This window comes from Citrobacter sp. CK188 (assembly GCF_030333525.1).
Lineage (GTDB): Bacteria > Pseudomonadota > Gammaproteobacteria > Enterobacterales > Enterobacteriaceae > Citrobacter_B > Citrobacter_B koseri.
Map to the genome: position 1 here is coordinate 16697 of NZ_JAOWFU010000023.1, position 13530 is coordinate 30226.

At 52.8% G+C, this 13530-nt stretch carries 9 protein-coding genes; all 9 read right to left on the reverse strand.

The genetic code is table 11. The features are described 5' to 3' along the window. Nucleotides 1-88: 88 nt before the first annotated feature. Nucleotides 89-4312 (reverse strand): DNA-directed RNA polymerase subunit beta', encoded by a 4224-nt coding sequence (rpoC, locus tag OGV67_RS02640; RefSeq protein ID WP_286464894.1) that lies wholly within the window; start codon nt 4310-4312, stop codon nt 89-91. Nucleotides 4313-4388: 76 nt separating this feature from the next. Further along, nucleotides 4389-8417 carry a DNA-directed RNA polymerase subunit beta gene (rpoB, locus tag OGV67_RS02645; protein WP_024130652.1) on the reverse strand — a complete coding sequence of 1343 codons (4029 nt, stop codon included), beginning with the start codon at nt 8415-8417 and terminating at the stop codon, nt 4389-4391. Nucleotides 8418-8736: 319 nt separating this feature from the next. Beyond that, on the reverse strand, nt 8737-9102 hold the full coding sequence (gene rplL, locus OGV67_RS02650) for a 50S ribosomal protein L7/L12 (protein WP_012133812.1): 366 nt from the start codon (nt 9100-9102) through the stop codon (nt 8737-8739). A gap of 66 nt (nt 9103-9168) precedes the next feature. Beyond that, nucleotides 9169-9666, reverse strand: a complete 498-nt coding sequence (rplJ, locus tag OGV67_RS02655) for a 50S ribosomal protein L10 (RefSeq protein WP_004097644.1) — start codon at nt 9664-9666, stop codon at nt 9169-9171. Nucleotides 9667-10021: 355 nt separating this feature from the next. After that, nucleotides 10022-10729, reverse strand: coding sequence for a 50S ribosomal protein L1 (rplA, locus tag OGV67_RS02660; protein WP_012133813.1), 708 nt, complete (start codon nt 10727-10729; stop codon nt 10022-10024). A gap of 3 nt (nt 10730-10732) precedes the next feature. Further along, a complete protein-coding gene (gene rplK / locus OGV67_RS02665) occupies nt 10733-11161 on the reverse strand; it encodes a 50S ribosomal protein L11 (protein WP_012133815.1) in 429 nt (142 codons plus the stop codon). 157 nt (nt 11162-11318) lie between these two features. Next, the gene (nusG, locus tag OGV67_RS02670) at nt 11319-11864 is read right to left on the reverse strand and encodes a transcription termination/antitermination protein NusG (RefSeq protein ID WP_003862341.1); all 546 of its coding nucleotides are present in this window, start codon (nt 11862-11864) and stop codon (nt 11319-11321) included. A gap of 1 nt (nt 11865) precedes the next feature. Beyond that, the gene (secE, locus tag OGV67_RS02675) at nt 11866-12249 is read right to left on the reverse strand and encodes a preprotein translocase subunit SecE (RefSeq protein WP_012133816.1); all 384 of its coding nucleotides are present in this window, start codon (nt 12247-12249) and stop codon (nt 11866-11868) included. A gap of 231 nt (nt 12250-12480) precedes the next feature. After that, a partial coding sequence (tuf, locus tag OGV67_RS02680) for an elongation factor Tu (RefSeq protein WP_286450944.1) occupies nt 12481-13530 on the reverse strand: 1050 nt, incomplete at its 5' end.

Genomic DNA, 13530 nt, shown 5'->3' on the forward strand with positions numbered 1-13530 from the left:
CAACCCGTATCCGTAGGCCTGATAAGCAAAGCGCCATCAGGCATAAAAAAACCCGCCGAAGCGGGTTTTTTATTATGGTCAGCAACGATTAATCGTTATCAGAACCGCCCAGGCCTGCGTTCAGCAGTTCTGCCAGGCTGGCAGACGCATCTTCAGCAGTCACCTGCGGTGCAGCCGGGAGTTCACCCGCAGCACGGCGACGCATACGATCCTGGTGGTACGCATAACCGGTACCTGCCGGGATCAGACGACCCACGATAACGTTCTCTTTCAGGCCACGCAGTTCGTCGCGTTTACCCGCAACGGCTGCTTCGGTCAGGACACGCGTGGTCTCCTGGAACGATGCCGCAGAGATGAAGGACTCGGTTGCCAGAGATGCTTTGGTGATACCCAGCAGATCGCGGGAGAACGTTGCACCCACTTTGCCGTTCGCTTCCAGGTCGCGGTTAGCGATCTTGACGCGGGAGTATTCAACCTGCTCGCCTTCCAGGAAGTCGGAGCTACCTGCGTTTTCGATGGTGGCTTTACGCAGCATCTGACGAACGATAACTTCGATGTGTTTATCGTTAATCTTAACGCCCTGCAAACGGTATACGTCCTGTACTTCGTTAACGATGTAACGAGTAACAGCATGAACACCACGCAGACGCAGAATGTCGTGCGGCGCTTCCGGGCCATCGGAAACCACGTCACCACGTTCTACACGTTCACCTTCGAACACGTTGAGCTGACGCCATTTCGGAATCATCTCTTCGTACGGCTCGCTACCGTCTACCGGGGTGATAACCAGACGACGTTTACCTTTGGTTTCTTTACCGAAGGAAATGATGCCGCTGATTTCAGCCAGGATTGCCGGCTCTTTCGGACGACGCGCTTCGAACAGGTCAGCAACGCGCGGCAGACCACCGGTAATATCCTTGGTACCGCCGGATTCCTGCGGAACACGCGCCAGGGTGTCACCAGAACTGATCTGTACGCCATCTTCCAGCTGAACAATCGCTTTACCCGGCAGGAAGTACTGCGCAGGCATATCGGTGCCAGGGATCAGAACGTCGTTACCCTGAGCATCAACGATTTTCAGCGCCGGACGCAGGTCTTTACCACCCGTAGTACGCTCTGCGGAATCCAGAACCACCAGAGAAGACAGACCGGTCAGCTCGTCAGTCTGACGAGTAATGGTCTGGCCGTCGATCATGTCAGTAAAGCGGACGAAACCACTTACTTCGGTGATAACCGGCATGGTGTGCGGGTCCCAGTTTGCAACGGTTTCGCCGCCGGCAACCTGCTCGCCATCACCTTTCGCCATAACAGAGCCGTAAGGCACTTTATAGCTCTCTTTGGTACGACCGAATTCGTCGATCAGTTTCAGCTCGGTGTTACGGGAGGTGATAACCAGTTTACCGCTGGAGTTCACAACCGACTTCGCATTGCTCAGACGGATGCTACCTTTGTTTTTCACCTGGATGCTGGATTCAGCAGCCGCACTAGATGCCGCACCACCGATGTGGAACGTACGCATCGTCAGCTGTGTACCCGGCTCACCGATGGACTGTGCCGCGATAACGCCGATAGCTTCACCTTTGTTGATGATGTGGCCACGTGCCAGGTCACGACCGTAGCAGTGCGCACATACACCAAAGTCGGTGTCACAGGATACAACGGAACGCACTTTAACGGCGTCAACAGAGTTCTCTTCCAGCAGGTCACACCACTGTTCGTGCAGCAGCGTGTTGCGCGGAACCAGAATATCTGCGGTGCCCGGCTTCAGTACGTCTTCAGCAGTCACACGACCCAGTACGCGATCGCGCAGCGGCTCTTTAACGTCGCCACCCTCGATAACCGGAGTCATCAGGATACCTTCGTGAGTGCCGCAGTCGTCTTCAGTTACCACCAGATCCTGCGCAACGTCAACCAGACGACGAGTCAGGTAACCGGAGTTCGCTGTTTTCAGTGCGGTATCCGCCAGACCTTTACGCGCACCGTGAGTGGAGATGAAGTACTGGAGTACGTTCAGACCTTCACGGAAGTTCGCGGTGATTGGCGTTTCGATGATGGAGCCATCTGGCTTCGCCATCAGACCACGCATACCAGCAAGCTGACGAATCTGTGCCGCAGAACCACGCGCACCGGAGTCGGCCATCATGTAGATGCTGTTGAAGGAAACCTGCTGCTCTTCCTGACCGTCACGGTTAATCACGGTTTCGGTCTGTAGGTTGTCCATCATCGCCTTGGATACACGATCGTTCGCCGCAGCCCAGATATCGATAACTTTGTTATAGCGTTCGCCCGCTGTTACCAGACCAGACTGGAACTGTTCCTGGATCTCAGCAACTTCGGCTTCCGCTTCGGAGATGATCTCGTGTTTCTTCTCCGGGATAACCATATCGTCGATACCAACGGATGCACCTGAACGCGCTGCATAAGCAAAGCCGGTGTACATCGTCTGGTCCGCAAAAATAACGGTCGGTTTCAGGCCCAGAATACGGTAGCAGGTGTTCAGCATTTTAGAGATGGCTTTCTTACCCAGCGCCTGGTTGACGATGGAGAAAGGCAGACCTTTCGGTACGATCATCCACAGAATGGCACGGCCGATGGTCGTGTCTTTCAGGCTGGTTTTCGCTACGAATTCGCCATTAGCATCTTTTTCGTATTCGGTGATACGCACTTTAACGCGCGCATGCAGAGAGGCCAGGCCAGCGCGATAAATACGCTCAGCTTCTTTCGGGCCAGTCAGCACCATGCCTTCGCCTTTGGCGTTAACACAGTCACGGGTCATGTAGTACAGACCCAATACAACGTCCTGAGACGGAACGATGATAGGTTCGCCGTTCGCCGGGGACAGGATGTTGTTGGTAGACATCATCAGCGCACGCGCTTCCAGCTGGGCTTCCAGCGTCAGCGGTACGTGAACAGCCATCTGGTCACCATCGAAGTCGGCGTTATATGCCGCACAAACCAGCGGGTGCAGCTGGATAGCTTTACCTTCGATCAGTACCGGTTCAAATGCCTGGATACCCAAACGGTGCAGTGTTGGCGCACGGTTCAGCAGTACCGGGTGTTCGCGGATAACTTCGTCCAGGATATCCCAAACGACAGCTTCTTCACGCTCAACCATTTTCTTCGCGGCTTTGATGGTGGTGGCGAGGCCACGCAGTTCCAGCTTGCCGTAGATGAACGGTTTGAACAGCTCCAGCGCCATTTTCTTCGGCAGACCGCACTGATGCAGACGCAGGTATGGACCTACGGTAATGACAGAACGACCGGAGTAGTCAACACGCTTACCGAGCAGGTTCTGACGGAAACGACCCTGTTTACCTTTGATCATGTCGGCCAAAGATTTCAGAGGACGTTTGTTAGAACCGGTGATCGCACGACCGCGACGACCGTTATCCAGCAGGGCGTCAACCGCTTCCTGCAACATACGTTTTTCGTTACGTACGATGATGTCCGGCGCAGCCAGATCCAGCAGACGTTTCAGACGGTTGTTACGGTTGATCACGCGACGATACAGATCGTTCAGATCCGACGTTGCGAAACGACCACCATCCAGCGGAACCAGCGGACGCAGATCTGGCGGCAGAACCGGCAGAACGGTCAGGATCATCCACTCTGGTTTGTTACCAGACTGAACGAACGCTTCCAGCAGTTTGATACGCTTGGTCAGCTTTTTACGCTTGGTTTCGGAGTTGGTTTCGTTCAGCTCTTCGCGCAGAGTTTCACACTCTTGCTCCAGATCCATGCTCTTCAGCAGGGCCTGAATAGCTTCCGCACCCATCTTCGCGTCGAATTCGTCACCGAACTCTTCCAGCGCGTCCAGATACTGTTCTTCAGTCAGGATCTGCTGGCGTTCCAGGTTAGTCATACCGCCTTCGATAACCACATAGGATTCGAAGTACAGCACGCGTTCGATATCGCGCAGCGGCATATCGAGCAGCAGGCCGATACGAGACGGCAGAGATTTCAGGAACCAGATGTGAGCAGTCGGGGACGCCAGCTCGATGTGGCCCATACGCTCACGGCGTACTTTAGTTTGGGTCACTTCAACGCCGCACTTCTCACAGATCACACCACGGTGTTTCAGGCGCTTGTACTTACCGCACAGGCACTCGTAATCTTTTACTGGCCCGAAGATACGGGCGCAGAAAAGGCCGTCACGCTCAGGCTTGAACGTACGGTAGTTGATGGTTTCCGGCTTTTTAACTTCACCGAAAGACCATGAACGGATCATGTCTGGCGAAGCCAGAGCAATTTTGATCGCATCAAACTCTTCGGTTTTAGTTTGCGCTTTCAGAAACTTTAATAAGTCTTTCACGGATTTGCTCCCGTCGGAGTTAGCACATTCCGCTGCCGGGTATTACCCCGGCAGCAGTGACCTGTTTGAGCGAGAATTACTCGTCTTCCAGTTCGATGTTGATACCCAGCGAACGAATCTCTTTCAACAATACGTTGAAGGATTCCGGCATGCCCGGTTCCATCTGATGGTTGCCGTCCACGATGTTCTTATACATCTTAGTACGGCCATTCACGTCATCAGACTTAACGGTGAGCATTTCCTGCAAGGTGTATGCTGCGCCGTATGCTTCCAGCGCCCACACTTCCATCTCCCCGAAGCGCTGACCACCGAACTGCGCCTTACCACCCAGCGGCTGCTGAGTAACCAGGCTGTAGGAACCGGTGGAACGAGCGTGCATTTTGTCGTCGACCAGGTGGTTCAGTTTCAGCATGTACATGTAACCTACGGTTACCGAACGCTCGAACTGTTCACCGGTACGGCCGTCAAACAGCGTGATCTGACCGGAAGTCGGCAGGTCACCCAGTTTCAGCAGCTCTTTAATTTCCGCTTCTTTCGCACCGTCGAACACCGGCGTTGCGATCGGCATACCTTTGCGCAGGTTTTCAGCCAGACGCAGAACTTCTTCATCGCTGAAGGTATTCAGGTCAACTTTCTGACGAACATCAGCGCCCAGATCGTACGCACGCTGGATGAATTCGCGCAGTTTCGCGACTTCCTGCTGCTGTTTCAGCATGGCGTTGATCTTATCGCCGATACCTTTCGCAGCCATACCCAGGTGGGTTTCCAGAATCTGACCGATGTTCATACGAGACGGTACGCCCAGCGGGTTCAGTACGATGTCTACCGGCGTGCCGTTTTCATCGTAAGGCATATCTTCGATCGGGTTGATCTTAGAAATTACACCCTTGTTACCGTGACGACCTGCCATCTTGTCACCAGGCTGGATACGGCGTTTAACCGCCAGATATACCTTAACAATCTTCAGCACGCCCGGTGCCAGATCGTCGCCCTGAGTGATTTTGCGGCGTTTCGCTTCGAGTTTTTTCTCGAACTCGTGTTTCAGTTCGTCGTACTGCTCAGCCAGTTGCTCCAGCTGATTTTGTTTCTCTTCGTCGGTCAGGCCCAGTTCCAGCCAGCGATCGCGCGGCAGTTTGTCGAGCTTCTCAGCTTCAACGCCACCGGAAACCAGCACAGCGTGGATACGGCTAAACAGACCAGCTTCGAGGATCTGCAATTCTTCAGACAGGTCTTTCTTCGCCTGCTTCAGCTGCATCTCTTCGATTTCCAGCGCACGTTTGTCTTTTTCTACGCCATCGCGAGTAAAGACCTGAACGTCGATAACCGTACCGGAAACACCGTTTGGTACGCGCAGAGAAGAGTCTTTAACGTCAGACGCTTTCTCACCGAAGATCGCACGCAGCAGTTTCTCTTCTGGCGTCAGCTGGGTTTCACCTTTCGGCGTTACCTTACCAACCAGAATGTCGCCGCCGGTCACTTCCGCACCGATGTAAACGATACCGGATTCATCCAGTTTAGAGAGCGCAGCTTCACCCACGTTCGGGATATCAGCGGTAATCTCTTCCGGCCCCAGCTTGGTGTCACGGGACACACAGGCCAGTTCCTGAATGTGGATGGTGGTGAAACGGTCTTCCTGGACAACACGCTCGGAAACGAGGATGGAGTCTTCGAAGTTGTAGCCGTTCCACGGCATGAACGCTACGCGCATGTTCTGACCCAGCGCCAGTTCACCGAGGTCGGTGGACGGACCGTCAGCCAGCACGTCGCCGCGCTCAACCGGCTCACCCAGAGAAACACACGGCATCTGGTTGATACAGGTGTTCTGGTTAGAGCGGGTGTATTTGGTCAGGTTGTAGATGTCGATGCCTGCTTCGCCCGGGTACATCTCGTCTTCGTTAACTTTGATAACGATACGGGACGCATCCACGTACTGAACAGTACCGCCACGTTTAGCAACCGCAGTTACACCGGAGTCAACGGCAACAGCACGTTCCATACCGGTACCAACCAGCGGCTTATCAGCGCGCAGAGTCGGAACCGCCTGACGTTGCATGTTCGCACCCATCAATGCACGGTTGGCGTCATCGTGTTCCAGGAACGGGATCAGGGACGCACCGACGGAAACCACCTGCTGGGTGGAAACGTCCATGTAGTCAACCTGGTCGCGGCTGAACAAGCTGGATTCGCCTTTGCTACGGCAGGTAACCAGATCTTCTACAAAGTGGCCTTCGTCATCCAGGTTGGAGTTCGCCTGAGCGATAACGTAGTTACCTTCTTCGATAGCAGACAGGTAATGAATTTCGTCAGTCACCACGCCGTCGGTGACTTTACGATACGGAGTCTCAAGGAAACCGTATTCGTTAGTCTGTGCATACACGGACAGGGAGTTGATCAGACCGATGTTCGGACCTTCAGGCGTTTCGATAGGACATACGCGACCGTAGTGGGTCGGGTGTACGTCTCGAACTTCGAAGCCTGCGCGTTCACGGGTCAGACCGCCTGGGCCGAGTGCGGAGATACGACGTTTGTGCGTAATCTCAGACAGCGGGTTGTTCTGGTCCATAAACTGAGACAGCTGGCTGGAGCCGAAGAACTCTTTCACTGCCGCAGAAATCGGTTTGGCGTTGATCATGTCCTGAGGCATCAGGGTATCCAGATCGCCCAGAGACAGACGCTCTTTCACCGCACGCTCAACACGCACCAGGCCAACGCGGAATTGGTTTTCCGCCATTTCGCCTACGGAACGGATACGACGGTTGCCGAGGTGGTCGATATCATCGACTTCGCCTTTACCGTTACGGATATCAATGAGCTTCTTCATCACGTCAATGATGTCGTCTTTGCTCAGGATACCGGAACCTTCAATTTCATCGCGCAGCAGAGAACGGTTGAACTTCATACGACCAACCGCAGACAGGTCATAGCGGTCTTCGGAGAAGAACAGGTTCTCAAACAGGCTTTCAGCCGCTTCACGAGTCGGCGGCTCACCCGGGCGCATCATGCGGTAGATTTCTACCAGCGCGCTCAGACGATCGTTGGTCGGGTCGATGCGTACCGTTTCAGAAATGTACGGGCCGTGATCCAGATCGTTGGTGAACAGCGTTTCGATACGCTTGTGGCCAGACTGGCTCAACTTCGCCAGCAGATCCAGGCTCAGCTCCATGTTCGCTGCGCAGATCAGCTCGCCAGTTGATTCGTCAACATAGTCTTTAGACGCCACTTTACCCGCGATGTACTCAACCGGAACTTCGATATGTTTGATATCGTCTTTTTCCAGCTGGCGAATGTGGCGCGCAGTAATGCGACGACCTTTTTCGACGTACACTTTGCCGTTGGCTTCGATGTCAAAGGAGGCGGTTTCACCACGCAGGCGTTCCGGCACCAGTTCCATCTGCAACTTGTTGTCGCGGATCTCGAAGATCACTTTCTCAAAGAACAGGTCCAGGATCTGTTCAGTGGTGTATTGCAGTGCACGCAGAATGATGGTCGCAGGCAGTTTACGACGACGGTCGATACGGACAAACAGGTTGTCTTTCGGATCGAACTCAAAGTCCAGCCATGAACCACGGTAAGGAATGATGCGCGCGTTATACAGTACTTTACCGGAAGAGTGAGTTTTACCTTTATCGCTGTCGAAGAAGACACCCGGGCTACGATGCAGCTGGGAAACGATAACACGCTCAGTACCGTTGATAACGAAAGTACCGTTGTCGGTCATGAGCGGAATTTCGCCCATGTAGACTTCTTGTTCTTTAATGTCTTTTACGGTGCCTTCCGGCGCTTCGCGCTCGTAGATCACCAGACGCAGTTTTACGCGCAGCGGTGCGGAATAGGTCACGCCACGGATCTGACATTCCTGAACGTCAAACACCGGTTCGCCAAGGCGGTAGCTGACGTATTGCAGCTCGGAATTACCGCTGTAGCTCTGAATCGGGAACACGGAACGGAATGCAGCTTCCAGACCGTACTGCCCTTCAGGATCTTGCTCGATAAACTTCTGAAACGAGTCAAGCTGGATAGAAAGGAGATAAGGTACATCCAGAACTTGTGGACGTTTACCAAAATCCTTACGAATACGTTTTTTCTCGGTATAGGAGTAAACCATAGGGTTCCTCAGCTCGCTGACAAGTCGACCCATCTGTCCTGCGGAGGGACAGTTTGTGCAACACTATTTTGTTGACCGGAAAATGGAATACTTTCCGCAATGCCTGTTGCTATCACGCTTAAACCATTTCATTGCGATTTACACAGAACGGGCGTTCTGTCGCAGTATATTAAGTCGTCGATAGAAACAAGCATTGTCAGGACAACCAGTAGTCAAACAGTGTGAAACGCTACTGGCGCCTTACAGCGCAAAAAGGCTGGTGACTAAAAAGTCACCAGCCATCAGCCTAATTTCTTAGGCTGCAACCGGAAGGGTTGGCTTATTTAACTTCAACTTCAGCGCCAGCTTCTTCCAGAGATTTTTTCAGAGCTTCAGCGTCATCTTTGCTCACGCCTTCTTTCAGAGCGGCCGGAGCAGATTCTACCAGGTCTTTAGCTTCTTTCAGACCCAGGCCAGTCGCGCCACGTACTGCTTTGATAACAGCAACTTTGTTAGCGCCAGCAGCTTTCAGAATTACGTCGAATTCAGTTTTTTCTTCAGCAGCTTCAACCGGGCCAGCAGCTACAGCTACAGCAGCAGCAGCGGAAACACCGAATTTTTCTTCCATTGCAGAGATCAGTTCTACAACGTCCATTACGGACATAGCGGATACTGCTTCAATGATTTGATCTTTAGTGATAGACATTTAAATTGTTCCTGAATATCAGAATAAGTTTATACGTAAGCGGATGCGTTATAAAGATAACTGCGATTAAGCAGCTTCTTTCGCATCGCGTACAGCAGCCAGAGTACGAACCAGTTTGCCAGCCGAAGCTTCTTTCATGGTTGCCATCAGGCGTGCAATTGCTTCTTCGTAGGTCGGCAGAGTTGCCAGGCGGTCGATCTGAGACGCCGGGATCAGCTCACCTTCAAAGGCAGCGGCTTTGACCTCAAATTTTGCATTCGCTTTCGCGAACTCTTTGAACAGACGAGCAGCAGCGCCCGGGTGTTCCATAGAGTATGCAATCAGGGTCGGACCAACAAACGTGTCTTTCAGGCACTCGAACGGAGTACCTTCAACGACGCGGCGCAGCAGGGTGTTACGAACAACACGCATGTAAACGCCAGCTTCACGACCTGCTTTACGCAGTTCAGTCATTTTATCTACAGTTACGCCACGGGAATCCGCAACTACTGCAGACAGCGCGCCTTTGGCTACTTCGCTGACTTCAGCAACAATCGCTTGTTTGTCTTGAAGATTTAAAGCCATTAGCTTTGCTCCTGGATGTTTGCCAGAGCTCATGCTCTGGAACTCACTTCACTCTCCTCAACGAGGAGAGCGTCTTAATACGGTGAGCAGAAACAAGCCAGAGTATAAAAAATAATCTTAGCGTTCTGTCACCGTCTACGCAGGGCATTAAGTTTCTTACGAAACACCTGCGGTCTTCGACGGAGGCCTGGATAGGCCAGGCTCCAACGAACAAATCTTGTCTATGACTTCGCCCTTTGAACCGTAGCCGCGTTAGCTGCTACAATTCAAATGACTCGCATAGAGTTCTGTTTATTTCAACAGAAACGTGGGGGTAAGATTGTAGACAAAATCACCGCCCACGTAAAGGCGAATATTAGTTCGCCACAGTCGCAGTCAGACCGGACTGATCAACGGCAACGCCAGCACCCATGGTGGTGGAGATGCTAACTTTCTTGATGTACACGCCTTTTGCCTGAGTCGGTTTTGCTTTTTTCAGCGCAACCAGCAGAGCTTCCAGGTTTTCTTTCAGTTTGTCAGCGTCAAAATCCACTTTACCGATGGTGGTGTGGATGATGCCGTTTTTGTCGTTACGGTAACGAACCTGACCAGCTTTAGCGTTCTTAACCGCTTCAGCAACGTTAGGCGTTACAGTACCCACTTTCGGGTTCGGCATCAGGCCACGCGGACCCAGAACCTGGCCCAGCTGGCCAACAACGCGCATTGCATCCGGGGAAGCAATAACAACGTCAAAGTTCATTTCGCCTTTCTTGATCTGTTCAGCCAGATCTTCCATACCTACCAGTTCAGCGCCAGCAGCTTTAGCAGCTTCAGCGTTTGCACCCTGGGTAAATACGGCTACGCGAACAGAACGGCCAGTACCGTGCGGCAGTACAGTTGCACCACGTACGTTCTGGTCAGATTTACGCGCGTCGATGCCGAGGTTAACGGCAACGTCTACGCTTTCTACGAACTTAGCAGTGGCCAGTTCTTTCAGCAGAGAGATAGCTTCGTTGATGTCGTACTGTTTGGTCGCATCAACTTTCTCACGGATCACACGCATGCGCTTGGTCAGTTTAGCCATTTCTTAGTCCTCCACTACCAGGCCCATGGAACGTGCAGTACCTTCGATGGAGCGAGTCATCGCTTCAATGTCGGCACCAGTCATGTCGGCAGCTTTGGTCTGCGCGATTTCCTGCAGCTGAGCGCGGGAAATTTTACCTACTTTGTCTTTGTTCGGCTTGCCGGAACCAGACTTAATACCAGCCGCTTTCTTCAGCAGAACTGCTGCCGGAGGCGTTTTGGTAATAAAGGTGAAAGAACGGTCAGCGTAAACGGTGATAACAACCGGAATCGGCAGACCTTTTTCGATGGAATCAGTTTTTGCGTTGAACGCTTTGCAGAATTCCATGATGTTTACACCCTGCTGACCCAGAGCCGGACCTACTGGCGGACTCGGGTTAGCCATACCAGCTGCAACTTGCAGCTTGACGTAGGCTTGTACTTTCTTAGCCATTGCAATTTCCTCGTTTGGGTATAACGCCTGAAAACAGGCTCCCCGTGATATAAAAAAATCGTTTTACGGGCCAGGCCCATAAAAACAAAAGGCGCGAAATTGTATTCCAATCTCGCGCCTTGTGCAACGATTAAATCGCCGCTTTTTTGATCGCTGCTTAGGCTTTCTCAACCTGGGCAAAGTCCAGTTCTACCGGGGTCGCACGACCAAAGATAGAAACAGACACCTTCAGGCGGGACTTCTCGTAGTCCACTTCTTCAACAACGCCGTTAAAGTCAGCAAACGGACCGTCGTTAACACGAACCATTTCACCCGGTTCAAACAGCGTTTTCGGACGCGGTTTATCACCGACCTGTTGCAGACGGTTCATGATCGCATCAACTTCTTTGTCGCTGATTGGCGCCGGACGGTCAGACGTACCGCCGATGAAGCCCATCACACGCGGAACACTGCGCACCAGGTGCCAGCTTGCGTCGTTCATCACCATCTGAACCAGGACGTAGCCCGGGAAGAATTTGCGCTCGCTTTTGCGACGCTGGCCACCACGGATTTCGACCACTTCTTCGGTCGGCACCATGACTTCACCAAACAACTCTTCCATATTGTGTAATTTGATATGCTCACGTAGCGATGTTGCTACGCGGCCTTCAAAACCGGAAAACGCCTGAACGACGTACCAGCGCTTTTTAGGAGCTTCAGACATCTCAGAACCTCAGGCCAGTGATAAAGGATACCAGGCGAACCAGAATACCATCCAGTCCCCACAGGATCAGTGACATTACTGCGGTAACCGCAGCCACAATCAGCGTGGTGTGCAATGTTTCCTGGCGAGTCGGCCAAATGACCTTACGGACTTCGGTACGCGCTTCACGGGCAAAAGCAACGGTTGCTTTACCTTTTGTCGTCAACAGCGCGACACCACCCGCTGCAGCAATCAGAATTACTACGGCCAGCGCACGCAGCGGCAGCATCATGTCGCGATAGAGGTAGTTGCCCACAATAGCCACAAGCAGCAATGCGACAACAACGACCCACTTCATCGCTTCCAGGCCGCGCCCGCTTCCTTGAGCTTCGGTATTCGCACTCATAAACCAACCTGTCAGAAGTATTCTACAAACATTTTCACCCCGCGTATGCGAGGCAATCCAAACCGAAATGCTCTGTGTTGCGTTTCGGACTAAACGCCCTCAGCAGAGCCTGTCTCAGCAATGATTATGACAAAAAAAATCACTGATGAGCCAGGTTCTGATGTGAAAGCGTGCAAAAAGGGCATCAAATGATGCCCTTTTATTGCGCATTGCGTCAAATGTTATCAGCGATTAGCCGAGAACTTTAGCAACCACGCCTGCGCCAACAGTACGGCCGCCTTCACGGATTGCGAAACGCAGACCGTCGTCCATCGCGATCGGGTGGATCAGGGTAACAACCATTTTGATGTTGTCGCCCGGCATTACCATCTCTACGCCTTCCGGCAGTTCGATGGTGCCAGTCACGTCAGTTGTACGGAAGTAGAACTGCGGACGGTAGCCTTTGAAGAACGGAGTATGACGGCCGCCTTCGTCTTTGGACAGGATATAAACTTCAGATTCGAACTTGGTGTGCGGCTTGATGGAACCCGGCTTAGCCAGTACCTGACCACGTTCGATTTCTTCACGTTTGATACCACGCAGCAGAACACCTACGTTCTCACCAGCACGGCCTTCGTCCAGCAGTTTGCGGAACATTTCAACGCCAGTACAGGTAGACTTCGCAGTCTCTTTGATACCAACGATTTCAACTTCTTCGCCCACTTTGATGATACCGCGCTCTACACGACCGGTAACAACGGTACCACGACCGGAGATGGAGAATACGTCTTCGATCGGCAGCAGGAACGGCTTGTCAATCGCACGCTCTGGTTCCGGGATGTAGGAATCCAGGTAGCCAGCCAGTTCGATGATTTTCGCTTCCCACTCTGCGTCGCCTTCCAGCGCTTTCAGAGCAGAACCACGAACGATCGGCGTGTCGTCGCCCGGGAAATCGTACTGAGACAGCAGTTCACGCACTTCCATCTCAACCAGTTCCAGCAGCTCTTCGTCATCAACCATGTCGCATTTGTTCAGGAACACGATGATGTACGGAACGCCTACCTGACGACCCAGCAGGATGTGCTCACGGGTCTGCGGCATCGGGCCGTCAGTCGCAGCAACAACCAGGATCGCACCGTCCATCTGCGCAGCACCGGTGATCATGTTTTTAACATAGTCGGCGTGGCCCGGGCAGTCTACGTGCGCGTAGTGGCGAGTCGGGGTGTCGTATTCAACGTGAGAAGTGTTGATGGTGATACCACGAGCTTTTTCTTCCGGCGCGTTATCGATCTGGTCGAATGC